Here is a 23,283-nt window from a genome sequence, read left to right on the forward strand (position 1 = left end):
TTCGCCCTGTGTGTTGAAGAGAGGAAAAGAGTCTCCATTATGGCACCCTCCCGCATATCTTCACGGCGGCCACGGGCCGTCCTGAGAGCGGTCACCGCGACCGCCGCCGCGGCCCTGGTCCTGTCCGCCTGCACGGGTGGCTCTGGCGCCTCCGGCGCCGGGGACACCTCCGGCAACCAGATGCTCACCATCCCGCGCGAGGACCTGGCGACGTTCACGCGCAACTTCAACCCGCTCGCCCCGCAGCCCGCCCCCATGACCCTGCAGGCGATCTACGAGCCGCTGGTCGTGCACAGCATGTCGGACGCCAAGGACACACCGTGGCTGGCCACCAAGTGGGAGCAGGCCAAGGACGCCAAGTCCCTCACCTTCACGCTGCGCGACGGTGTGAAGTGGTCGGACGGCAAGCCGCTCACCGCCGACGACGTCGTCTACACCTTCCAGCTGCAGAAAAAGGTGCTGGGCGGCTTCGACTACCTGGACAAGGTCACCGCCCTCGACGCGCACACGGTGAAGTTCTCCTTCAACAAGCCTTTCTCGCCCGCCTTCTACGAGATCAGCGGCCACTGGATCGTCCCGAAGCACATCTGGTCCAAGGTGAAGGACCCGGCGAAGTTCACCAACCCGAACCCGGTCGGCACCGGCCCGTACACCAAGGTCGAGAAGTTCCAGAGCCAGTCGTACCAGCTGGGCAAGAACCCGGACTACTGGCAGCCGGCCAAGCAGCGGATCGCCGGCATCCAGATGCTCGCCTTCTCCGGCAACGACAGTGCCAACATCGCCTTCACCAGCGGCGAGGTGGACTGGACGCAGTCGTTCATCCCGGACATCGAGAAGTCCTTCGTGGCCAAGGACAAGAAGCACAACCACTACTGGTTCCCGGCCACCGGCGCCATGATCAACTGGCAGCTGAACACCACCAAGGCGCCCTTCAACGACCCGGCCGTGCGCAAGGCGCTCAGCATGGCCGTCGACCGGGACCAGATCACCAAGGTCGCGATGAACGGCTACGCCGAGCCCGCCGACTGCACGGGCCTGGCCCGCACCTACGACAAGTGGCGCGACACGTCGCTGGCTGCCTCCTGCACGTGGACGAAGTACAACAGTGACGCGGCGGCCAAGGCCCTGGACGCGGCCGGCTACAAGGAGAGCGGCGGCAAGCGGAAGCTGAAGAACGGCAAGAACTTCACGCTCGACATCTCCGTCGGCTCGGCCTCCTCCGACTGGATCTCCGTCGCCAACATCATCAAGCAGGACCTGGCGAAGGTCGGCATCATCGCCACCGTGAAGACGCCCGACTGGTCGGCCGTCCAGTCGTCGTACAACACCGGCACCTTCGACACCGGCATCGTGTGGAGCAACAACGGCGCCACCCCCTACGAGTACTACCGCGGCGTGATGTCGACGAAGATGCTCAAGCCGGTGGGCCAGCAGGCCACCGAGAACTACCACCGCTTCGGCGACAAGAAGGCCGACAAGCTCATCGACGCCTTCGCCGCCGCCACCGACGACAAGACGCAGCGCGAGCAGATGAACGGCCTGCAGGAGCTGTACAACAAGGACGCGCCGATCGTCCCGCTGTTCACCGGCCCCGAGTGGGGCGCGTACACGGACGCCCGCTTCACCGGCTGGCCCTCCGAGAAGAACCCGTACGCGACCCTCGGCAACCGCAACGGCAGCACCATCCTCGTGCTCACCTCGCTCAAGCCCGTCAAGGGCTGACGCACGGACCGGCGGCCGTCCTCCTCCCCGGACGGCCGCCCCGCCACCGACCCCTTCGCCCCCACCGACAGGAGCACGACCCGTGCGTCTCATCCTGCGTAACCTGGGGTTCTATCTGCTCGCCTTCTGGGCCTCCATCACCCTGAACTTCGTTCTCCCGCGCTTGATGCCGGGTGACCCGGTCTCCCGGATGTTCGCTCAAGCCCAGGGCACCATGCAGCCCGACCAGATAGCCCAACTGCGCAAACTCTTCGGCCTGGACCACCGCCCCCTGTGGGAGCAGTACCTCTCATACGTCAAGAGCGTCTTCACCGGCGACCTCGGCATCTCCATCACTCGCTTCCCGACCCCGGTCTCCGACGTGATCGGCCAGCAGATCGGCTGGACCCTGCTGCTCGGCGGTGTCGCCCTCGTCATCGCCGCAGTCCTCGGCAATCTCCTCGGCATCGTCGCCGCCTGGCGGCGCGGCGGCGTCCTCGACTCCGCCTTCCCGCCCCTGCTGATCTTCGTCGGTTCCTTCCCGTACTTCTGGCTGGCGATGGGCGCGCTGTACCTGTTCGGCGTGAGCCTGGGCTGGTTCCCGCTGCGGCACGCCTACGACGTCGGACTGACACCCGGCTTCAACGGCGAGTTCGTCTCGAACGTCGCCACCCATCTGGTGCTGCCCGCGCTGACCATCGTGCTGGTCTCCATCGGTGGCTGGATGCTCGGCATGCGCAACACCATGATCGCCACAGCGGCCGAGGACTACATCACGATGGCCGAGGCGAAGGGGCTCAGCCCGTCGCGGATCATGTTCCGCTACGCCGCACGCAACGCCCTGCTGCCCTCGGTCACCAACTTCGGCATGGCGCTCGGCTTCGTCGTCGGCGGCGCCCTGCTCACCGAGGTCGTCTTCGCCTACCCCGGCATCGGCTACCAGCTGCTGATGGCAGTCCAGGGCCTGGACTACCCCCTGATGCAGGGCATCTTCCTGACGATCACGGCGGCGGTGCTGCTCGCGAACTTCCTCGTCGACCTCGTCTACGTCCGCCTCGACCCGCGCGTCCGCGTCCGCTGAAGGGGGTTGCCGACATGACCGCCATCGAGATCGCGACGGCCACCACGCCGACCGCCACCGCGCCCACGTCCCGCCGGCGCGGACTGCTGCGCCAGCTCATCGACAGCAAGAAGGCGCTTGCCGGGCTGATCCTGCTCGCTCTCTGCGCGCTGCTCGCCCTGCTCGCCCCCGTCCTTGAGCCGGGCGACCCGTCCCTCATCAACTCCACGGGCAGCCAGGCCCCTTCGGCCGCGCACTGGCTCGGGACGACCGCCAAGGGACAGGACGTGCTCGCCCTCACCCTGTGGGGCGCGCGCAGCTCCCTGTTCGTCGGGTTCACCGTGGGGCTCGCGGCGACCGCGGTCGCCATCCTCGTCGGCCTCGCGTCCGCCTACCTCGGCCGCATCGTGGACGACGCGCTGACCCTGGTCACCAACATCTTCCTGCTGCTGCCCGGGCTGCCGCTGCTCATCATCCTGGCCGCGTTCCTGCCGCCCGGGACCTCCACCGTGATCCTGGTCCTCGTCGTCACCGGCTGGGCCGGCTCGGCCCGGGTGCTGCGGGCGCAGGCCAAGTCGATCCGCGGCAAGGACTTCGTGGCCGCCGCCGTCGTCACCGGAGAACGACCCCTGCGGATCATGTTTCGCGAGATCCTGCCCAACATGGCGTCCGTGGTGATGACCACGCTGCTCGGCTGCGTGATCTTCGGCATCGGCGCACAGGCCGGCCTGGAGTTCCTCGGCCTCGGCGACAGCAGCGTCGTCAGCTGGGGCACCAACCTGTACTGGGCCAGCAACGACGGCGCACTGATGACCGGGGCGTGGTGGGCCTTCGTCCCCTCCGGCATGTGCATCGCGCTCGTCGCCTTCGCGCTCGCGCTGGTCAACTACGCGGTCGACGAGATCACCAACCCGAAGCTGCGCAGCCGCCGTGCCCGGCGTGAGAGGAGGGCCTGAGCCATGGAACCCGTACTCGAGGTGAGCGGCCTGCGCGTCGAATACCGCGGCGCCGGACGCACTGTCGTGGGTGCCGACGACGTCTCCTTCTCCATCGGCGCCGGAGAGGTCTTCGGCCTCGCCGGGGAGTCCGGCTGCGGCAAGTCGACCATCGCCAACGCGGTGATGCGGCTGCTGAAGCCTCCGGCGGAGATCACCGCGGGCAGCATCCGCTTCCAGGGCCGCGACGTCCTTACGCTGGACGAGCGGGAGCTGCGTGCCTTCCGGTGGCGGCAGATCGCCATGGTCTTCCAGTCGGCGATGAACTCCCTCAACCCCGTCCTGACCATCGGCGAGCAGATCGTCGACATCTTCACCACCCACGAGAAGCTGAAGAAGCGGGCCGCCCGGGAGCGGGCGGGCGAGCTGCTGGAGCTGGTGGGCATCGACCCCGGGCGCCTCAAGGCATACCCGCACCAGCTGTCCGGCGGTATGCGCCAGCGCGTCGTCATCGCCATGGCCGTCGCCCTGAAACCCCGGCTGCTGATCATGGACGAGCCGACCACCGCGCTCGACGTGGTCGTGCAGCAGGAGATCATGGCGCAGATCCGTGACCTCCAGCGGGAGCTGGGCTTCTCCATCCTCTTCATCACCCACGACATGTCCCTGATGGTCGAGCTGTCGGACCGCATGGGCGTGATGTACGGCGGGCGGATCGTCGAACTCGCCGACGCCAAAGACCTGTTCGCCGATCCCCTCCACCCGTACACCGCGGCGCTGATGAACGCCTTCCCGCCGCTGACCGGCCCGCGCCAAGAGCTCACCGGCCTCTTCGACGCCCCGCGCACCGCCGAAAGCTGCGGCTTCCACCTGCGCTGCCCCGAGAACCGCTCGGACTGCTCCATGAACATCCCCGACCTGCGCGAGGTCGCACCCGGCCGCTGGGTGGCCCGCAGCCCGGAAGGAGGCCCCCGATGACCGAACCCCTGCTGTCCGTACGCGGCCTGACCAAGGACTTCCAGGTCGGCACCGTCTTCTCCCGGCGCCGTGTCCGCGCCGTCAACGACGTCTCCTTCGACCTGCCGGCCGGCCGGATCACCGCCCTGGTCGGCGAGTCCGGCAGCGGCAAGTCCACCATCGCCCGCTGCCTCGCCCGCCTCGAACAGCCCACCTCCGGACAGGTGCTGCTCGACGGCGAGGACGTCCTGCGCACCGAGCGGCGCCGGGCGTCACGGACGTACCGCCGCAAGGTCCAGATGGTCTTCCAGGACCCCTTCGGCTCGCTCAACCCCGTCCACCGCATCGAGCACTTCCTCACCCGCGCTCTCGTCCTGCACGGCCACCCCGCCACACCCGAGGCCCTGCGGGAGCTGATGGCGACGGTCGGTCTGACCGAGGACATGCTCCAGTCCTACCCGCACGAACTCTCCGGCGGCCAGCGCCAGCGCGTCGCCATCGCCCGCGCCCTCGCCGTCGAACCCCGGCTGATCCTCGCTGACGAACCGACGTCGATGCTGGACGTCTCCGTGCGCGTCGGCGTGCTCAACCTGATGCGGCGCCTGCGTGACGAGCGCGACATCGCCATGCTCTACATCACCCACGACCTCGGCTCCGCCCGCTACCTCGCGGACACCACGATGGTCATGTTCGCCGGCGAAATCGTCGAAGGCGGCGACGCACTGGCCGTCATGGACGCCCCCGCCCACCCCTACACCCGCCTGCTGCTGTCCGCCGTACCCGACCCCGAACGGGCCGGGAGCTACGACCCGGCTGAGCGCGCCCGCCTGCGCGAAGCGATCCTCAACCCCACGTCCTGCCCCTACGGCGACGACGGCACGTGCAGCCGCACCGAGCCCGTCCGCCACATCGTCGGCGAGAACGACGGTCAACCGCACTGGGTGCGCTGCCACCTGCGCGCACCCGCCTCCGACATCGCCCGCCGCGTCCTCAAGGCCACCGACCGGCCGGACGGCGAGGCCACCGACGACACCGAGAAAGCGGAGATACCCGCCGCATGACCCACGATCTCACCCTCCCCTCCGGCACACCCACCGCCGAGGGGCTGGCCGAACGCGCCCTGCGCGACCCCCACCGCCCCCGCTTCCACTTCACCTCGCCCGGTGGCTGGCTCAACGACCCCAACGGCCTGACTCACTGGAGGGGCGTCTACCACCTCTTCTACCAGTACAACCCGCTCGCCGCCGCCCACGACCGCATCCATTGGGGGCACGCCACCAGCACCGACCTCGTCCACTGGACCGACGAACCGGTCGCCCTCGTCCCCGGCACCGACGGCCCCGACCGCGACGGCTGCTGGTCCGGCGTCCTCGTAGACGACGGGGGAGTGCCCACACTCGTCTACTCCGGCAGGCACGGAGACCGTGAACTCCCGTGCGTGGCAAGGGGATCAGCGGATCTTCGGTACTGGACCAAGGACCAGTCCAACCCGGTCATCACCGCTCCGCCCGAGGGCGTCGACATCACGGCCTTCCGCGACCACTGCGTGTGGCGGGAGGGCTCCGGTGAGGACGCGGTGTGGCGGCAGCTGATCGGCTCGGGCATTCGGGGTGTCGGCGGTACGGCCTTCCTGTACGAGTCGGACGACCTGCGCGACTGGCGCTACGTCGGCCCGCTGCTGACCGGCGACGCCTCGCAGAACCGGGGCGAGCTCGACTGGACCGGCACGATGTGGGAGTGCGTCGACCTCTTCCGACTCGGCGAGGACGAGAAGGCCGGCAGCACCGAGGTGCTGGTCTTCTCCGCCTGGGACGAGGGCACCACCCACCACCCCCTGTACTGGACCGGCCACTACCAGGGCGACACCTTCACCCCGACCGCCCTGAACCGCCTCGACTACGGCGGTCGCTACTTCTACGCCCCCCAGTCCACCCGCGACGAGCACGGCCGCCGCATCATGTTCGGCTGGCTCCAGGAGGGCCGCACGGACGAGGCGAACGCTGAGGCCGGCTGGTGCGGTGTGATGTCCCTGCCGAGGATCGTCACGCTCGGCGCGGACGGCCGCCTGAACCAGGCCCCGGTGCCCGAACTGCGGCTGTTGCGGCGGGAACACCTACAGATTCCCGCCGGACCGCTGGAGACCGCATACACCCGGCTGCACACCGTGCGCGGAGACCAACTGGACATCGAGACGACCCTGCACCTCGCCCCGGGAGCGTCCGCCCGCCTCGTCCTCCGCGAGACACCGGACGGCGCCGAACGCACCGTCGTGGAGGTGAGCCGGGCGCACGACGGAACCGGCACCCTGCATCTGCACCGCGAAACCAGCAGCCTCGATCCGACGGTCGACAACGAACCACGGTACGGCGAGTTGCCGTTGGAGGCCGACGGCCGGGTCGACCTGCGCGTCCTCGTCGACCACTCCGCACTGGAGATCTTCGCCAACGGGCGGCCCCTCACCGCCCGCATCTACCCCACCCGTCCCGACGAGGCCGTCGGCGTCGGCATCGGTGCCGACGGTGACGTGACCCTGGAGCGGTTCGACGCCTGGCAGATGGCGTCGGCGTTCACCGACGGACCCCGCCCGCTGTGGCCGTGACCTGCTTACCCACGATCACGGCCCGCGGGGTGGACGTCGCCCCGGGCCGTGGCCCACCCTTCCCTGCCTTTCCCTCAGGAGCCGCCATGAGCGTGTCCCGCCGTACCCTCCTGCTCGCAACCGGCACCACCGCCGCCCTCCTGCCCCTCGCAGGCGGCCTCCCCGCAGCGCAGGCCGCCACGCCGAGCGCCGCCGGAGACACCCCCGCCCCCACCCCGATCCCCGACCCCCTTCCCATCACGGGGGCGTGGACCCGCACCTCGGACGGCGGCCAGAAGGCGACTGCCGGCCGTCGCGGCCCCGCCCTCGCCCTGTCCGAGCAGCAGCTCGCGACCAAGGGCACGTACACGGCGCGCATGACGCCCGAATCCGCATCCGCTGTGGGCGCTCTGGTGTTCCGGGCTGCCCTGGACGGCTCGACCGGATACGTGGCCGCCCTGGACGCGAGCCGTGCCCGCATACGGCTCTACGACCTGGCGAGCGGCGACACACTCGCCACCGCGCCACTGAAGAGCACCCGGACCGGGGAGCCCCACGACCTCGCGGTGGCCGTGGACGGACCACAGCTGACGGTGGCCGTCGACGGCAAGCGGCTCCTCCGCGTCGAGGACCACCGCCACGACACCGGCTCCGTGGGCCTGCTCGCCCAGGGCGGCACCGTCACCTTCGGCCCACCCTCCCTCTCCGCGGTCACCACCAACCTCACCGGCTGGACCACGAGCGGCGGCACCTGGACGGCGACCTCGCTCGGCTGGCACGCGGACCCGTCCCAGGGCGCCACCGCCCGTGCCGTCACCACGACCCGGGCGTACGACACCGCGTTCCAGGCCGACCTGCTCCTGCACGACGCCTCCGCGGTGGCCTCGCTGCTGGTGCGTACCGACGCGACGACCACACGCGGCTACGGTGTCGAAGTGGACCCGGGCCAGGGCAGGCTGAGGCTCTACCGCGTCGACGGGAACGTCACCCTCGGCACCTACCCGACCACCATCAAGGCCGACACGGTCTACCGCCTGCGCCTCGAAGCCGAGGGCGCAGAACTGCGCGTGCACTGGCAGACGAACTTCCTCTCACCCGACGGCTACAGCCCCGCCATCACCGCCCAGGACTCCACCCACACAACGGGCCGGCTCGCCGTCACTGCCTCGGCCGGCGCTGTGTCCTTCGAGAACCTTGCCGCCCCCGACCTCGTCACCGGTCTTGAGGGCTGGACGGCCCGCTCAGGCACCTGGACCCCCGACCTGCGCGGCATCCGAGGCGAGAACGGCCTGCGCACAGCTCCCTTCACCGAAGGGGACCTGGTGGCGAGGGCCGACATCACTCCCGTCGGCACCTCGTCCACGGCCGGTCTCGTGCTGCGCGCATCCGCGAACGCCTCCGGCGGCTACGAAGTACGCCTGGAAGCCGGCCGGAACACCGTCGTGCTCCTTGACCGCTCCTCCGGCGCCCGCCTCGCCTCCACCTCCGGCCCGGTCCGGCGCATCGCGCCCGGCGGCACCTACCGCGTCGAGGCCCGCGCGACCGGCAAGACGATCGAGGTGTACGTGGACGGCGTACGGGCCCTCAGAACCCGCGTGTCCCGCACCACGGGCGCCGCCGTCGGCACCACGGCCGCACACGGCACGTCGTACTTCCAGAACGTCGAGTTCACCAGCACCGCCGACTATTTCACCGAGCCGTACCGCCCCACGTACCACTACTCCCAGCTCGCCGGCCGCACCAGCGACCCGAACGGCCTGGTGTACTACGACGGCGAATACCACCTCTTCCACCAGGACGAGGGCCGCTGGGCGCACGCGGTCAGCACCGACCTCGTCCACTGGCAGGCCCTACCGATCGCCCTGCCCTGGAACGAGTACGGCAACTGCTGGTCGGGCTCGGCGATCGTGGACGCGGACGACACCTCCGGCCTCTTCGACGGCGGATCGGGCCTGATCGCGTACTACACCAGCTACCACCCGGACAAGCCGGGCGGGAACGCCAGCGTGCGCATCGCGTACAGCAAAGACAAGGGCCGCTCCTGGCAGTGGCACGGCGGCTCGACCCCGGCCGTGCAGAATCCCGGCGGCCTTGACGCCGGCTGGACCTTCCGCGACCCCAAGGTGATCCGCGACGACAAGCACGCCCAGTGGCTGATGGTGGTCTCCGGCGGCGACCACATCCGCTTCTTCACCTCCACCGACCTCCTCACCTGGGCCCAGGTCAGCTCCTTTGGCTACGGCGACTGGGTCACCCCAGGCGTCTGGGAGTGCCCCGACTTCTTCCCGCTCCCGGTCGACGGCGACAAGGACAAGGTGAAGTGGGTCCTCACCCTGAGCACAGGCGCCGTACGCGCCACGAACGGCTCGGCCGCCCAGTACTTCACCGGCGACTGGAACGGCACCGACTTCACCCCCGACCAGAGCGCCGGCACGACCCTGCGCGCCGACTCCGGCCGCGACTACTACGCCGCCATGTCCTTCTACGGACTGCCCGACGAGCGCCGCGTCTGGCTCGGCTGGATGAGCAACTGGGACTACCCGTTCAGCGCCCCGACCGGTGCCTGGAACGGCCAGCTGAGCATCCCCCGCGCACTGACGCTCACGGAAACCGCCGACGGGGCCCGCCTGGTGCAGCGCCCGGTGCAGGAGCTGACGCCTCTGCGCACGGCCACGACGACCCGCAAGGACCTCTCCGTCGGCCCCGGCTCTGCGAACCCGCTCGCGGGCGTGAAGGGCGTCGCCTACGAGATCGAGGCCGAGATCACCCTCGGCACCGCCACGGAGATCGGCTTCCGGCTCCGGGCCGACGACGACCAGCACACGACGGTCGGATACAACGCGGAGGCGAACCAGCTGTTCGTCGACCGGACGGCTTCGGGACTGAGCGACTTCACGCAGTACTTCGCGGGCCGCACGACCGCCCCGATGAAGGCGACCGACGGCCGCGTGACCCTGCGCGTGTACGTCGACTCTTCGTCGGTCGAGGCATTCGGCGCGGACGGCCAAGCCGCGGTGACCAGCCTGATCTTCCCCACCCCGGACGCCGACGGCATGGCCTTCTACGCCAAGGGCGGCACCGCGCACATCGAGTCGCTCAAGGTGCACCGACTGGACAGCACCTGCCGCCTGGTGGATCGGGTGAAGCCGCTGACAGTCGCCCCGACCGGCGGCGAATTCCGCTCGGACCTGGGCGAGCTGACGATCACCCCGGCCGGCCACTGGTCCACGGACAGCGCGGGCCGCGCGGGAGCCTTCGACCAGGACTCCAACGCCATGTCGACCCGTACGGCAACGGACCTGGACCTCACCACCCTGGTCCGCCTCGGCGGCCCCGCCCCGGACACCGGCGGCGCCCTCTCCCTCCTGTGGCGCGCCTCCGCCGACGGCAGCGACGCCTACTGCCTCAACATCGACCCCGACCTCCGGGTGATCCGCCTGGTCGCCAAGGCCAACGGCTACTTCGACGACGCCGCCGCCCTCGCCCGCGTCCCGGCCCTGGTCCGCCGCGGCACCACGTACCCGATCCGCATCCTCGCCCAGGGCACCCGCATCCAGGTGTTTCTCAACGGCACACAGATCATCGACGTAAAGGACACGACGTACACCAACGGACACATCGGCCTCAACGTGTTCGGAGGGAGGGCGGCGTACCAGGACACGCACGCCAGGAAGCTGTGACCGCCTGTCAAGCTGACCTGCAGCGATGACCGCAGAGGCTCCGCCTGCGAGTACGGGCGGCGGAGCCACTGCGAACGAGAGGCGATCAGCGGTGAGGCTACGCTCTCCAGGACTGGGGCTTCGCGCGTGTCCCCGCTGGTGCATTGATCGGCGGCTACTCGGCGCTCGCCTCCAACCCCGCCTGCCAGAAACCGACCTGACGCCTCACGTTCGGCACGCTCGCCGCAGGACGGCGGACACCTACGCGGCGGTCCTGCCCGTGGAGCGCGAGCTCCTGCCCACCTGTGCCCCGGAGACGAAGGAGGCGATCTGGCGGACACTGGAGAGCCTGCTCAGCCAGCTCGGACGCACCGACGTCCAGGACCTCGTGGTCGAAGGCGATACCCGGCCGCTGCCCCACATCCCGCTGGCCTGGCGGGCCCAAGCCACCGCACCCGCCACCCCCCATCGTTCGCGGTCTCCGCCTCCCCTTCTCCCAGGTGGCCACACTGTGCAGCGTCACCAGCATCAAGAAGGGCAGCACCTTCACGCCGAGGATCAAACTATGGAAAAAGGACAAGCAGAAGGCAGGGGAGATCCCCGCCACGCAGACGGTGCCCGACACCGGGGCCACCCGGGCCGTCGAGGTGCTCGTCGACACCGGGGAGGTCCACGAGACCGTCTCCGTGAACCCGCCCGCGGTGGTGTGGGGACCGGCCCGACACAGAGCTCTTGATCCCATAACTTCTGACGGTACGAACTCGACGAAACGCGCGCCCGGGTTCGCCGCCGGTCCGCCGGGGCACAACGGCTTCGCGGGCTTCTTCCGGTCTGCTCTGCGCTGCGTGGGGATCCCGGGGGTAACCGCTCGGCATGACTGTTTACGGGTTACACGCCTCGCACGAGCAGATACCGCCCGCGGACCTGCTCGCCGCCGTGGTGCACGCGGAACAGACGGGATTCACCGCCGCCATGTGCTCGGACCACTTCTCGCCGTGGAGCGTCCGGCAGGGGGAATCCGGATTCGCCTGGTCGTGGCTCGGCGCCGCCCTGCAGGCCACCGGCCATCTGCCGTTCGGCGTGGTGAACGCCCCCGGCCAGCGTTACCACCCGGCGATCATCGCCCAGGCGGTCGCCACCCTCGCATCCATGTACCCGGGCCGGTTCTGGGTGGCGCTCGGCAGCGGTGAGGCGTCCAACGAACACATCACGGGGGCCGGTTGGCCCCGCAAGGACGTCCGCAACGCGCGGCTGCGCGAGTGCGTCGACGTCATCCGCGCCCTGCTGCACGGGGAGGAGGTCAGCCACGACGGACTCGTCACCGTGGACCGGGCCAGGCTGTGGACGCTGCCGCCCGCCGTACCGCCACTGATCGGAGCCGCGTGCAGCACGGCCACAGCGGCCTGGTGTGCGCAGTGGGCGGACGGCCTGATCACGGTCAACGCCCCCCGGGAAAGACTGCGCGAGATCGTCGCTGCCTACCGCGACGCGGGAGGGCGCGGGCCGGTGCACCTCCAAGTGCACCTGAGCTGGGCGCCCGACGACGACCAGGCCCTCGCTCTGGCGCACGACCAGTGGCGCACCAACGTGCACGCCCCGCCCGCGAGTTGGGACCTGGACTCCGCCGAACTGTTCGACATCGTCAGCGAGCACGTGACACCCGAGCAGGTGGCGGGCACCGTGAACGTCTCGTCCGATCTCGGCCGGCACACCGCCTGGCTCCACGAGTACGCCGAACTCGGCTTCGACGCGGTGATGCTGCACCACGTCGGCCGTGAACAGCACGCGTTCATCGACGCGTTCGGTGCCGAGGTGCTGCCGCGTCTCGACGTCACCCGCCCGCTGCCCGCCACGGCCGAGGAGTACCGATGCGTCTGACCCGCACGTCCGACCTGTGGTGGAAGGACGCCGTCGTGTACTGCCTGGACGTCGAGACGTACCAGGACGGCAACGGCGACGGGATCGGCGACTTCGCGGGACTCACGCAGCGCATCGACCACCTGGTGCGACTCGGGGTGACCTGCGTGTGGCTGATGCCCTTCTACCCGACGCGGGAACGCGACGACGGATACGACATCACGGACTTCTACGGTGTCGACCCCCGCCTGGGGACGCTCGGCGACTTCACCGAGTTCGTCCGCACGGCCCGGGACCGCGGCATCCGCGTGATCGCCGACCTCGTCGTCAACCACACCTCCGAGGACCATCCCTGGTTCCAGGACGCCCTCTCCGGCCGGGACTCCGCCCACCGGGACTGGTACGTCTGGAAGGACGAGCCTCCCGAGAACGGGCCCGAGGGAGTGGTCTTCCCCGACGCGGAGGACAGCCTGTGGGAGTACGACGAGGGCAGTGGTCAGTACTACCTGCACCGCTTCTACAAGCAGCAGCCCGACCTCAACGTCGCCAACCCCGAGGTGCGCGACGAGATAGCACGGATCATGGGCTTCTGGACACAACTCGGACTGTCCGGATTCCGGGTGGACGCCGTGCCCTTCCTGCTGGAGACGGACGGTCAGGACGATGCCGACGCGCTGCCCGACCCGCACGAGTACCTCGCCGACCTGCGTGCCTTCCTCGGCCGCCGCAACGGCGAGTCCGTACTGCTCGGCGAGGTCAACCTGCCGTACGACGGCCTCTGCCGGTTCTTCGGGGACCCCGACTCGGACCGCGGGGACGAGCTGACCATGTGCTTCGACTTCGTCGGGATGCAGCAGACGTACCTGTCGATGGCGCGCGAGGACGCGGGCCCGCTCGCCGCCGCGCTGCGGGAACGGCCCGCGGCCCCCCGCGACGCCCACTGGGCCACGTTCGTGCGCAACCACGACGAGTTGACCCTCGACAAGCTGAGCGACGACGAACGCGCCGAGGTCTTCGCCGCCTTCGGCCCCGACAAGGACATGCAGCTGTACGACCGCGGTCTGCGCCGCAGGCTGCCCCCCATGGTCGACGGCGACCGCCGCCGTATCGAACTCGCCTACAGCCTGCTGTTCACCCTGCCGGGCACCCCCGTGCTCTTCTACGGCGAGGAGATCGGCATGGGCGAGAACCTGGCCGCCGAGGGCCGTCAGGCCGTCCGCACGCCCATGCAGTGGACCCCGGAGCCCGGCGCCGGGTTCTCCACCGGTGGACCCGACACCTTCCCCAACCCTCTGCCGGAGGGCGCGTTCGCACCACAGGAGGTCAACGTGTACGAGCAGAGCCGCGACCCTGGCTCCCTGCTCAGCCGCATGCGCCTGTTCGCCGAGCGCTACCGGGAGGCTCCCGAGCTGGCCTGGGGCGAGTACCGGCTGCTCGAGAGCGGGGAGCGCTCCGTCCTTGCCCACGTCAGCCACACCACCGACGGGAGCGTCCTGGCCCTGCACAACTTCGCCGGCCGGCCGGTCACCGCGCGGGTACGGCTGCCCGATGTCGGGGCCGGTGGGAGGCTGACGGATCTGCTCGACGAAGGGCACGCGGGTGCCACCGTGTCCGACGACGGTCGGCTCGCCGTCGAGCTGCCCGCCTACGGGTACCGGTGGCTGCGCGTCGGCACTCCGGGCGACGACCCCGAAAGGGTCGCCACCGACTGACACGGTGCCCACCGGAAAGCCAGGTGAGGCGATCGAGGCCCTCGGCACGGACGAAGAGAGGCGGCAAGTGCCGCATGGCAGCGGGGAAGTACCTCGAGGACCCTGTCGCCCCTCCTCGTCGGACCGGCCCCAGGACCACCCGGAGCCGGTCCCGGTCACCGCCCCGGAAAACGGCCTGGCCGACGGCGTGCTCCTGTGCCTCGCTGCACCGGCCGCTGAAACCAGGTGCTCCTGCCCGCCCGGACACATCCCGGCGGGCAGGGCCTGTGCGGCCTCCGACCTGGTCACCCGCCTTGCCGCGGTGCGCGCACAGGTGTCGCGGAGCCCTGCCGTAGCCGTGTCAAGACCGCGCGGCGGCCCGCCTCTTCAGCGCGGCGCGGCTCCCACTGCCTTCTCGTAGAGGAGTATCAGGTCTTCATGGGCTCCCGGCGCGCCCATGCGTGTCGGGCGCGGGGGCCAGTCAGCCGCCGGAGGTGGCGATGTTCATGAGCCGCTGGTGGTCGGCGTGTTGCCGGAAGCGGCCCGCGGCGTTACTCCGAGGGCAGGGCGATCGCCACCTTGCCGGTGGTGTGGCCGTCGAGAAGGTGCCGGATGGCTGCGGCAGTCTCGGCGAGCGGGAAGACACGGTCCACGACAGGCATGAGCGTGCCCGCGTCGATGAGAACGGTCAGGTCGCGCAACCCGTCGGCGTGCTCGGAGGAGATGAAGGTGCCCAGGTGCTGTCCGGTGAACGGGGAGAGCATGTGTGCCCGCAGCTGCCGGTCGGTGCCGCCCAGCCAGCGGCCGTCCGTTTCACCACCGGTGATGACCAGCCTGCCGCGGGGTGTGAGGGCCCGGCGCAGATCCCGCAGACCACGCTGGCCCGCTATGTCGATGATGGCGTCGTAGCGTCGGGGGTCGGCAAGGAAGTCCTCGCGGGTGTAGTCGATCACGTGGTCGGCGCCCAGGGCTCGTACGGCGTCGAGTTTGGGGGTGCTGGCGACGGCGGTGACCCGGGCGCCGAAGGCGTGGGCGAGTTGGACGGCGAAGGTGCCTACACCGCCGGCGGCGCCCGTGATCAGGACCTGCTGGCCTTCTTGGACCTTGGCCCTGTCGCGAACCGCCTGGAGTGCGGTGAGCGCGCTGACGGGTACCGTCGCCGCCTCCTCGAAGGTGAGTCCCGGCGGCTTGGCGGCGATTCTGTCAGGACGGGTGGCGGCGTACTCGGCGAACGCGGCCACTGCCGTGCCGTAGACGTCATCGCCGGGCGCGAAGTCGGTCACTTCGGGGCCGACCGCTTCGACGACACCGGCGATGTTGCGGCCGGGATTGGGGAGCTTCGGCCTGCGCAGGCCGCTCACAGGCCGAACCGCGTACGGCAGGCCGGCCATCATGTGCCAGGTGCCCCGGTCCACACTGGAGGCGCGCACACGTATGAGCACCTCGGTCGGCTCGATGTCGGGCCGAGCGAGCCGCCCCGTGCGCAGCACGGCTTCCGGTTCGGCGCCGTAACGCTCCTGTACGACTGCCGCCATCGTCGTGGTCTCGCGGGCGGTTGCGATCCGCTCACTCATGTTCCGCATGGTCCCTGGTCCCATTCGTGTCGGCCGCATACTTACGCCGTAAGTACAGCACTTACGGCGTAAGCTCGTCAATGCTGGGAGACCGAGAGGAAGTGATGTCCACCGTGACCCGACGTACCGTCCGGCAGGCGAGCCGCGAGACGCTCACCCGGCAACGGGTGCTGCACGCCGCAGTCGAACTCGCCGACGCCGGTGGCCTGGAGACACTCAGCATGCGCAAGCTCGGCGAGGCCGTCGGAGTCGAGGCAATGTCCTTGTACAACCACGTGGCCAACAAGGAGGACCTGATCGACGGCATGGTCGACCTGGTGTTCGCCGAGGTCGAGCTGCCCACGCCGGGTGACGAATGGCGACAGGCCATGCGGCAGCGAGCCATCTCCATGCGTCTCGTACTGTCCCGCCACCGCTGGGCCATCGGGCTGATGGAGTCACGGTCCACTCCCGGCCCAGCCACCCTGCGTCACCATGACGCCGTTCTCGGCTGCCTGCGCGAGGGCGGGTTCTCCCTCGCACTGACCGCCCACGCCGTGTCGGTTCTCGACAGCTACATCTACGGATTCGCCCTGCAGGAGAAGGCCTTGCCCTTCGACTCTCCGCAGGAGACCGCCGAATTGGCGGATTCCATCATGAGCGGTTTCGGCGATGGTGAGTACCCTCATCTGACCGAGATGGCGACCACACACGTCATGCGGCCGGGGTACGCGTTCGGCGACGAGTTCGAGTTCGGGCTGGACCTCATCCTCGACGGCCTCCGGCAAGCGTCGAGCTGACGGGCCGGCGGCGTACCGGCCGCATCCGGTTCGTTGTCGTGTCGAAGTGGTGAGCCGCTGCCGGAAGCGGCGCACTCAAGAACCGTTGCCGCCGCGGCCGAGGTCCTTCAGGAACTGTCGCTGGTCTTCCAGGAATCCGTTCACGAAGAGCGAGCGGGGGGAGAAGAGTGCGGTGAGCGTGGTCCTGACGTCCGACTGCTCGACGGACTGTCTGAGCATCGAATGGGACCCGTGAGGGTAGCGTTTGACCGTCAATGCCCTGCGAGGGCCCAGCACTTCGCGGTAGACGCGCTCCGTGTCGGCGGTGTCCACGTTGATGTCATGGCCCGCGAGGGTCAGCAGCACGGGTATGCCGCGCAGAGCGCGCAGATCTTGCGTGGCGTCCGCGGTGTAGTTCTTGGAGATGAAGCCCCAGCGGTCGGCGGTCATGCCGTCCGTGTCACCGCGCGTCGCCTTCACGTACTCCTCGAAGGTCGCGTGCCGCGCGAGCAGTCGGCGGGTGGTGTCGCTCTTGGCGATCGCGGCCTTGGTGCGGGCTGCCGATGCGCCGTCGGCGCGTAGTTCGGCGAGGAGATTGTGGCGGCCCTGCCGGAGCCAGTTGATTGCGGGGGAGACGGCGATGACGAAACTCACCGGGGTCTTGGCCGCGATCTTCGGCAGGACCCAGCCCGCCTGACTGGCGCCCCAGAGCCCGATTCGATCGGCGTCGATGTCCGGGCGGGCACGCGCCCAGGCGATTGCGGCGGCTGCTTCGTCGGCCCGGTCGTCCATGGACTGGTCCAGCCAGTTGCCAGGTGCGCCTGCGACGCCGGGCTTGTCCCATGACAGAGAGGCGTAGCCGGCCTTGGCGTTCGCTTCCCACATGGGCTTGTACCCGTCGTCGTGGGTGGCGTCGATGGGGCCGTCGCCGTGGACGTAGACGACCAGGCCGTAGGACTTGCGGCGGTCCTTGGGGGTGGCCAGTACGCCGGTGAGGGTGTGGCCGCCGTGGCGGATCGTGACCCGCTGCTCGTCGAAGTCGTAGGAGTTCTGCCACAGCACCACACCGGCGAGCCCGGCGGCCAGGACCAGGACGGTGACGAGTGAGCACACGGTGATGCGGAGCCCGCGCCGTCGGGGCTGGGTCTTCGGACACATGGGACGGCCGCCTCTGTTCGGGTGTGCGCAGGGTCTCAAACTATCATTGCGGGAACGATCGTAGTGGGTCTGATAGGTTGGAGGTCGGTTTCCGAGGCGAAGGGAGGGACGGCATGGGATTGGACGAGACAGACCACGGTGCCGGGCCCGTGACCGTCCAGCGAGGTCTTCCGGTGGGAGCCGAGTGGCGGGCGGCCGAGCTGTACTGGGACGCCTTCGGCCGCAAACTCGGTCCCGCGCTGAACCCGCCGGGCAAGGCGGTGCCCTTCATCGCCGCCCATCTGAACGCCGACCGCGCGGTCTGTGCGATCTCCGGAGGGCAACTCGTCGGCCTCGCCGGCTACCAGCTCGGCGGGCGGGCCCTTACCGGGGGGTCGGCCTCCGCCGTGCTGCGCACGTACGGATACCTGGGAGGGCTGTATCGACTCCTGCTCCTCGCCCTGTTCGAACGCCGGCCGGCGCCCGGGCAGCTCGTCATGGACGGCATCGCCGTCGACCCGGACGCGCGCGGCCGCGGTATCGGAAGCCTGCTCATCGAGGAAGTGACAGCCGTCGCGGCCGAGGAGCACTGCAGGGAGATCAGACTGGACGTGATCGACACCAATCCGCGCGCCAGAGCCCTGTACGAGCGGCGCGGTTTCACGGCCGTGCGGACCGAGCACACGCCCTATCTCCGCGGGCTGCTGGGGTTCGGCGCGGTGACCACCATGCACCGCCCCGTCCAGGCGGACGAGCCGAGAGGACTGTGCGCGCCGTGACCGACCACATCGAGATTCCCACCCGCATGCTCGTCCACGCGCTGATCCGGGAGGACGGCACGGTCAGCGCGAACGACCTGTACACCGTCGCTTCGTCCCTCGGCATGAGCGACCAGCAGGTACGGCTGTGCGTCAAACGCCTCGTGGCCGAGCGCCGGTTCACCTCCCGAGGCCGCGGTCGTAAAGCAGTGCTGCACGCCACGGACGACACGACACAAGCCCTGGCCCCCAACGCGGACTTTCTGCGGCTCGCATTCCGTCAGGATGCTGGGCTCGCCCCCTGGGACGGCGTCTGGCACCTGGCCGCCTTCGCCGTGCCCGAATCGGCGCGCACCGCCCGGGACGCCCTGCGCGAGACGCTCGTCCACCTCGGTGGCGCCCCGCTCCAGGGCGGACTCTACGTCTGCGCCAACGCCTGGGAGCCGTACGTCGAAGACGCGGCGCGCCGCCTGGGCGCCCACAGTGCGCTCACCCTCCTCAGCACCACGGATCTACGCAGGGGCGACACCCAGAATCCTGCCGAACTCGTTCGCCGCCTGTGGCCCCTGCAGGAGATCGCCGACCGCTACCACCGCCTCAGCCGCATCACTCGACCCCGCCTCGACCGGCTCACTGGCTCTGCCGAACTCTCCCCAGCCGTCCTGCTCACCATCGCTGTCGAGCTGGCGGCCGAACTCACCCGCGCCATGGAGCCTGACCCGCTGCTGCCGCCTCAGCTCCTGCCCCAGTCCTGGCCCGGTACCCAGGCTCGGGAACTCGTCGCCCGCTGCTGGGCGGCACTGTCCGAACGTGACCACGGCGAAGACCGGCCGACCCTCTTCCGTCTCTATGCCGGCATCACCCGAGAAGCAGCAGACCGGGCCACGCGCTGAGGACGCACCGACCGCGCCGCTCAGCCTGCCGGACGAGATCCAGGCTGCCGGCCCGCAGGGCGCGCACGACCTCGCGTCGTGACGGAGTCCCGGCCGTCAGCACCCACGACAGTCGGGCACTGGCACGCTCAGACGCCATGCCGCCCGGACAGCTCCAAATGGTGTCCAGATGATTCCGCCTGGCCGACGCCGCGCGCGAGCGCTGCCGTCTGCGGTGGATCGGTTGTGCCGGAGAAGAGGCTGGCCACGGGCGGGGGAGGGGTGGCCAGCCCACCCGACCATCGCCACCGTCCTCGCCGTCCTGCTCTTGGCGCTCGCGGTGGGCCTGCTGTTGTTGGCCGACGGCGTCCTCCTGGTGCGGCGCTACGGACCGCAGGCAGCCCTGCTGGCGACCGGGGCCGCCGGCTGCGCGGTGCTGGCGGTGCTCGGCCTCGACGTGGTCTTCCACGCGGTCGGCGGCGAGGCGTTCGGTGCCCTCGTCCTCGCGGTGAACGCGGCCGCGGGATACCTCAGTCTGCTCTTCCTGGTCTTCGCCGGCTACGTGTTCGTCCGGGGCCGAAGCACCCCCCTGCCGGAAACCACCCATGTCGTCGTCCTGGGCGCCGGGCTCAACGGCGACCGGCCCGGCCCGCTGCTGACCCGCAGGCTCGAGCGCGCCCTGGCGATCGACGCCGCCCGCGCACCGGACACGCCTCGTGTGGTGTTCGTCGTCTCGGGCGGCCAGGGCGACGACGAGGTCCGCTCCGAGGCGGACGCGATGGCCGACTATCTGCGCGGACGCGGAGTGCCCGCCGACCGGATCGTGCGGGAAGACCGCTCCGTCAACACCGGGCAGAACCTCCGCTTCAGCGCGGCCCTCGTGGACTGCGCCACTCCCGGCCACTGCGCCACGGTGGTCACCAGCGGCTTCCACGTCTACCGCACGACCCTGCTGGCCCGCCGCGTCGGCGTGCCCGTGCACGTCGTGGGCGCGCCGACCTCCCCCGCCTACTGGCTGGCCGCGACACTGCGCGAATTCGCCGCCATCCCCGGGCGCCTCGCCCGCGCCCTTCCTCGTCTGCTTCCCCCCGACCATGGCCCCCGGCGTGCCGGACGGCTTCTTCACCAACCCCCTGGACCGCCGTGACCCCGTCACGAACGACACCTACCCGTGGGGCTGGGACTACCAGTTCTTCGGTCTGCTGCGTCACGTGCGGTACATGGGTGATCCGCTGCGGGACGACCCTGTCCCCAAAGGACTGCCGTACCAGGTCCGGGCCTCCGGACGGAATGGACTGATTCTCGGCATTCGGGCCGAGCTGTACGCCGGCAGGGAGGATCAGCGCGCCGAGAAGGCGGAGCAGCGGGCGGCCGCGGAGGAGAGCCGGTCCAAGGAGGACCGGGAGAAGGCGTACGCGAACCTTGTCGACTTCTACCGAATGGGCTCGGAGGTCATCGTGGTGAACATCTGACGGAAGGGGACCTGGTCCAACTCCGGCTGGAGTTCATGGACCCGATGAGCAAGGCCTGGATCCGTAACAGCGGCGGGGCCCTCGCGCGCATGGACGCATGGGCACCGTCTGGGCAGCCCACCCTGGTGAGCTCGGAGGCGTGGAACATATCGGCGCAGGACGCCCCCCAATGCGACGGGTCCTGATCCGCTGCACGAATGGCGCGTTCGGTGAGAACCGACTCCGCCGCCCCTGAACATCGTCACCTTGCGCCGCTACAAGGCCCGCAATGTGGTCGAACGCTGCCTCAACCGCCTCAAGCAGTTCCGCGCGATCGCCACCCGCTTCGATAAACTCGCCGACCGCTACAAAGCCGGAGTCCACCTTGCCGCACTCATCCTCTGGCTCCGCGAAGCCACCCAAGATCCTTTGTCAGACAGGACCTAGCAGCAGCGTGCGGGGCGCGGTGAGCGGCCCGGTGATCGCGCCGATCACGGCTTCAGTGGTGACCCGCACCTTGTACTTCCGCCACGAGCGCACGCCCCCGCGATAGGACTCCTCCAGCCGCTTGAAGCACAGCCCCTCCACCCCGGCCGCGTCCACTCCAGCCACTTCCGCGCCACGGCCGGGTCGGTCGTCGATGGGCACAGCACCCACGGCGCCGTCAGGCCGTGCTCAGCGAACAGCGCCTCCAACGCCGTACGGCGCCGGGCGTACGGCCAGCCAGTCAGGTCGTCGCCTCGGCGGACCAGTCGAAGGCCACGAAGTGCGCCGGCCAATCCCGCGCCGCGTGAACGGTAGCTGCCCCGCGCCGGGCGAGCCGCTGCTGAGCCGCTCGAACGCCAACCGGGCCCGCTCCCACACCACCAGCACGCCATCGAGCCCGGTGTCCTCCGGCAGATGCGCCAGGGCCGCCGCCCGGATCTCGGGGAACGAGGCCGTCATGTCCGTGCCGCGCCGTGAGCGCAGCAGTACCCGCCGGCCCGCGAACACGGCGAGCTGGGCACAGGCTGGTTCGGTGTGCTCACGTCACCGCGGTCAGCGTCGCGTAGACCACGACATTGCCCCGGTAACCAGTTTCTTCCACATATTCACCCCCACAGGTGATCACGCGTAGTTCGGGCTGGTGGGAACTGCCGTAGACCTTCTCGTCCGGAAACGCCTCCTTGTCGTAGAGCTCTACGGCGTCGACCGCGAAGACTGCTGTTCGCCGGTCTGCCCGGGCGATCTCGATAGTGTCGCCCTTGGCCAGTGCCCCGAGCCGGTAGAAAACCCCGGGACCTTCGTGCGTGTCGACATGTCCCGTCGTGACGGCTGTCCCCACTGAGCCGGGGGTCGTGCCGTCGCCGTACCACCCGGCAAAGGCCGGCATATCTGCCGATGGCGGGCGCAGTGCCCCTGTCTCGTCGAGGGTCAATTCCGTCATCGGGGCATTCACGCCGATGATGGGGATCCGCAGCCGGACTGGCTCAGACGGGGGCAGCGCCGACACGGAGGGGTAGTGGGCCGAGGCGGTGTTGCTGGGACCGGGCCGTTGGGAGGGGGAGTAGGACTGCGCGGGCGAAGGCTGCGGAGGCTGTCCGAGCGCCGTGATCACCAGCATCAAGCCCGCCAGCATGGTGCAGGCGAGAAATTTGGTGGAGGGGGTGAACGGGGGTGAAGGATCGACGGGTTCGTCGCCGGGTGCCATCGCTCTGGCGCCTCCGCTTCGCGGCCGAAATGAGTGGAGACGGGTTGCGACTCGAGCCCCCGGACCGACACGGGCCCGGGGGCTGGGCCGATAGAGGGGAGCGTCAGGTGCGGGCACCGGCCGGGCGGCGGCGCATCTTGATCACGCCTCCGGCGGCGGCTCCGGCGATCAGCAGCGCCCCTAGGGCAAGCTGTGTGTCCTTGTCGTTGCCCGCCCCGAAACCAGCATTGACCGCTCCACTGGGGCTGCCGCTGCCGACGAGGTACGTGCCCGTGACTTTGACTCGGGGCGGGCACTTCAGGGTGACGGTGTAAGCACCGCGCTCGGTGCCACTCGGCACCTGGAATTCGCCGGTCAGTACGCCTTTGCGGTCGCCTGGGAAGAGGTGGAACTTGCCTCCTGCCTCAGCCTCGCCCTTCCCATAGGTCTCCGAGCCACAGGCTGTGGTGCTGACGCTGACGGTAGAGCCTGGGGCGGCGTGTCTCGTGCTGATGTGGATACGTGAATCTCCACTGGGGCCGCTCCCGGCTGCTGCGGCTGAGCTCGAGAGACCGACGGCACCGAGAACCAGACCGATACCGGCGCTTGCACACTTGATATGCATG

At 69.7% G+C, this 23,283-nt stretch carries 19 protein-coding genes and 1 pseudogene; 15 read left to right on the plus strand and 5 right to left on the minus strand.

Annotated features, from left to right (window positions below):
- The first annotated feature begins 39 nt into the window (after nt 1-39).
- The 9 genes from ACIRDU_RS37010 to ACIRDU_RS37050 all read left to right on the plus strand — a co-directional run bounded on the left by ACIRDU_RS37010 (nt 40) and on the right by ACIRDU_RS37050 (nt 14,459).
- Complete coding sequence (locus ACIRDU_RS37010) at nt 40-1,722, plus strand: ABC transporter substrate-binding protein (RefSeq protein ID WP_403588343.1); 1,683 nt, start codon at nt 40-42, stop codon at nt 1,720-1,722.
- A gap of 82 nt (nt 1,723-1,804) precedes the next feature.
- Nucleotides 1,805-2,782 carry an ABC transporter permease gene (locus ACIRDU_RS37015; RefSeq protein ID WP_403588345.1) on the plus strand — a complete coding sequence of 326 codons (978 nt, stop codon included), beginning with the start codon at nt 1,805-1,807 and terminating at the stop codon, nt 2,780-2,782.
- Between the two features lie 14 nt (nt 2,783-2,796).
- Nucleotides 2,797-3,717 (plus strand): ABC transporter permease, encoded by a 921-nt coding sequence (locus tag ACIRDU_RS37020; RefSeq protein ID WP_403588347.1) that lies wholly within the window; start codon nt 2,797-2,799, stop codon nt 3,715-3,717.
- Nucleotides 3,718-3,720: 3 nt separating this feature from the next.
- A complete protein-coding gene (locus ACIRDU_RS37025) occupies nt 3,721-4,674 on the plus strand; it encodes an ABC transporter ATP-binding protein (RefSeq protein WP_403588349.1) in 954 nt (317 codons plus the stop codon).
- Nucleotides 4,671-5,714 carry an ATP-binding cassette domain-containing protein gene (locus ACIRDU_RS37030; RefSeq protein ID WP_403588351.1) on the plus strand — a complete coding sequence of 348 codons (1,044 nt, stop codon included), beginning with the start codon at nt 4,671-4,673 and terminating at the stop codon, nt 5,712-5,714. The genes ACIRDU_RS37025 and ACIRDU_RS37030 overlap by 4 nt, the downstream gene beginning before the upstream one ends.
- On the plus strand, nt 5,711-7,252 hold the full coding sequence (locus ACIRDU_RS37035) for a glycoside hydrolase family 32 protein (RefSeq protein WP_403588353.1): 1,542 nt from the start codon (nt 5,711-5,713) through the stop codon (nt 7,250-7,252). Before ACIRDU_RS37030 ends, ACIRDU_RS37035 begins: the two co-directional genes overlap by 4 nt.
- Before the next feature lie 86 nt (nt 7,253-7,338).
- A complete protein-coding gene (locus ACIRDU_RS37040; protein WP_403588355.1) occupies nt 7,339-10,911 on the plus strand; it encodes a GH32 C-terminal domain-containing protein in 3,573 nt (1,190 codons plus the stop codon).
- 852 nt (nt 10,912-11,763) lie between these two features.
- Nucleotides 11,764-12,768: a TIGR03885 family FMN-dependent LLM class oxidoreductase gene (locus ACIRDU_RS37045; protein ID WP_403588357.1), complete on the plus strand. Its 1,005-nt coding sequence runs from the start codon at nt 11,764-11,766 to the stop codon at nt 12,766-12,768.
- The gene (locus ACIRDU_RS37050) at nt 12,759-14,459 is read left to right on the plus strand and encodes an alpha-amylase family protein (protein WP_403588359.1); all 1,701 of its coding nucleotides are present in this window, start codon (nt 12,759-12,761) and stop codon (nt 14,457-14,459) included. The genes ACIRDU_RS37045 and ACIRDU_RS37050 overlap by 10 nt, the downstream gene beginning before the upstream one ends.
- Before the next feature lie 530 nt (nt 14,460-14,989).
- Here the strand turns inward: ACIRDU_RS37050 and ACIRDU_RS37055 are convergent.
- On the minus strand, nt 14,990-16,012 hold the full coding sequence (locus ACIRDU_RS37055) for an NAD(P)-dependent alcohol dehydrogenase (protein WP_403588361.1): 1,023 nt from the start codon (nt 16,010-16,012) through the stop codon (nt 14,990-14,992).
- Nucleotides 16,013-16,116: 104 nt separating this feature from the next.
- Between ACIRDU_RS37055 and ACIRDU_RS37060 the strand changes: the two genes are divergently transcribed.
- A complete protein-coding gene (locus ACIRDU_RS37060; RefSeq protein ID WP_403588363.1) occupies nt 16,117-16,791 on the plus strand; it encodes a TetR/AcrR family transcriptional regulator in 675 nt (224 codons plus the stop codon).
- A 75-nt stretch (nt 16,792-16,866) separates the two neighbouring features.
- Here the strand turns inward: ACIRDU_RS37060 and ACIRDU_RS37065 are convergent, their stop codons facing one another.
- The gene (locus ACIRDU_RS37065; protein ID WP_403588365.1) at nt 16,867-17,928 is read right to left on the minus strand and encodes an alpha/beta hydrolase family protein; all 1,062 of its coding nucleotides are present in this window, start codon (nt 17,926-17,928) and stop codon (nt 16,867-16,869) included.
- 113 nt (nt 17,929-18,041) lie between these two features.
- Here ACIRDU_RS37065 and ACIRDU_RS37070 point away from each other — a divergent pair, with 113 nt between their 5' ends.
- The 5 genes and pseudogenes from ACIRDU_RS37070 to ACIRDU_RS37090 form a co-directional block, all read left to right on the plus strand.
- Entirely contained in the window at nt 18,042-18,686 is a 645-nt protein-coding gene (locus ACIRDU_RS37070; RefSeq protein WP_403588367.1) for a GNAT family N-acetyltransferase, read from the plus strand.
- On the plus strand, nt 18,683-19,558 hold the full coding sequence (locus ACIRDU_RS37075) for a PaaX family transcriptional regulator C-terminal domain-containing protein (RefSeq protein ID WP_403588368.1): 876 nt from the start codon (nt 18,683-18,685) through the stop codon (nt 19,556-19,558). Before ACIRDU_RS37070 ends, ACIRDU_RS37075 begins: the two co-directional genes overlap by 4 nt.
- A 307-nt stretch (nt 19,559-19,865) precedes the next feature.
- Nucleotides 19,866-20,684: a YdcF family protein gene (locus ACIRDU_RS37080; RefSeq protein ID WP_403588370.1), complete on the plus strand. Its 819-nt coding sequence runs from the start codon at nt 19,866-19,868 to the stop codon at nt 20,682-20,684.
- On the plus strand, nt 20,632-21,009 hold the full coding sequence (locus tag ACIRDU_RS37085) for a hypothetical protein (RefSeq protein WP_403588372.1): 378 nt from the start codon (nt 20,632-20,634) through the stop codon (nt 21,007-21,009). Before ACIRDU_RS37080 ends, ACIRDU_RS37085 begins: the two co-directional genes overlap by 53 nt.
- Before the next feature lie 255 nt (nt 21,010-21,264).
- A pseudogene (locus ACIRDU_RS37090) lies at nt 21,265-21,435 on the plus strand (IS5/IS1182 family transposase); the annotation flags it as partial.
- On the opposite strand, the gene ACIRDU_RS37095 reads toward ACIRDU_RS37090, so the two are convergent.
- The 3 genes from ACIRDU_RS37095 to ACIRDU_RS37105 all read right to left on the minus strand — a co-directional run bounded on the left by ACIRDU_RS37095 (nt 21,421) and on the right by ACIRDU_RS37105 (nt 23,018).
- Nucleotides 21,421-21,600 (minus strand): hypothetical protein, encoded by a 180-nt coding sequence (locus ACIRDU_RS37095; protein WP_403588374.1) that lies wholly within the window; start codon nt 21,598-21,600, stop codon nt 21,421-21,423. The pseudogene ACIRDU_RS37090 and the gene ACIRDU_RS37095 overlap by 15 nt on opposite strands.
- A gap of 412 nt (nt 21,601-22,012) precedes the next feature.
- The gene (locus tag ACIRDU_RS37100; RefSeq protein ID WP_403588447.1) at nt 22,013-22,606 is read right to left on the minus strand and encodes a class F sortase; all 594 of its coding nucleotides are present in this window, start codon (nt 22,604-22,606) and stop codon (nt 22,013-22,015) included.
- Between the two features lie 175 nt (nt 22,607-22,781).
- Nucleotides 22,782-23,018, minus strand: a complete 237-nt coding sequence (locus ACIRDU_RS37105) for a hypothetical protein (RefSeq protein WP_403588376.1) — start codon at nt 23,016-23,018, stop codon at nt 22,782-22,784.
- Between the last annotated feature and the right edge of the window lie 265 nt (nt 23,019-23,283).

It is taken from the genome of Streptomyces sp. NPDC093598 (assembly GCF_044764825.1).
In the GTDB taxonomy this organism is placed as follows: Bacteria; Actinomycetota; Actinomycetes; order Streptomycetales; family Streptomycetaceae; genus Streptomyces.

Bases quoted from the DNA above. Each gene is read 5' to 3' on its own strand.
- ACIRDU_RS37070 (WP_403588367.1), top strand. From the start codon at position 18,042: ATGGGATTGGACGAGACAGACCACGGTGCCGGGCCCGTGACCGTCCAG.
- ACIRDU_RS37060 (WP_403588363.1), top strand. From the start codon at position 16,117: ATGTCCACCGTGACCCGACGTACCGTCCGGCAGGCGAGCCGCGAGACG.
- ACIRDU_RS37085 (WP_403588372.1), top strand. From the start codon at position 20,632: ATGGCCCCCGGCGTGCCGGACGGCTTCTTCACCAACCCCCTGGACCGC.
- ACIRDU_RS37045 (WP_403588357.1), top strand. From the start codon at position 11,764: ATGACTGTTTACGGGTTACACGCCTCGCACGAGCAGATACCGCCCGCG.
- ACIRDU_RS37010 (WP_403588343.1), top strand. From the start codon at position 40: ATGGCACCCTCCCGCATATCTTCACGGCGGCCACGGGCCGTCCTGAGA.
- ACIRDU_RS37040 (WP_403588355.1), top strand. From the start codon at position 7,339: ATGAGCGTGTCCCGCCGTACCCTCCTGCTCGCAACCGGCACCACCGCC.
- ACIRDU_RS37055 (WP_403588361.1), bottom strand. From the start codon at position 16,012: ATGAGTGAGCGGATCGCAACCGCCCGCGAGACCACGACGATGGCGGCA.
- ACIRDU_RS37050 (WP_403588359.1), top strand. From the start codon at position 12,759: ATGCGTCTGACCCGCACGTCCGACCTGTGGTGGAAGGACGCCGTCGTG.
- ACIRDU_RS37035 (WP_403588353.1), top strand. From the start codon at position 5,711: ATGACCCACGATCTCACCCTCCCCTCCGGCACACCCACCGCCGAGGGG.
- ACIRDU_RS37100 (WP_403588447.1), bottom strand. From the start codon at position 22,606: ATGCTGGCGGGCTTGATGCTGGTGATCACGGCGCTCGGACAGCCTCCG.
- ACIRDU_RS37065 (WP_403588365.1), bottom strand. From the start codon at position 17,928: ATGTGTCCGAAGACCCAGCCCCGACGGCGCGGGCTCCGCATCACCGTG.
- ACIRDU_RS37030 (WP_403588351.1), top strand. From the start codon at position 4,671: ATGACCGAACCCCTGCTGTCCGTACGCGGCCTGACCAAGGACTTCCAG.
- ACIRDU_RS37020 (WP_403588347.1), top strand. From the start codon at position 2,797: ATGACCGCCATCGAGATCGCGACGGCCACCACGCCGACCGCCACCGCG.
- ACIRDU_RS37025 (WP_403588349.1), top strand. From the start codon at position 3,721: ATGGAACCCGTACTCGAGGTGAGCGGCCTGCGCGTCGAATACCGCGGC.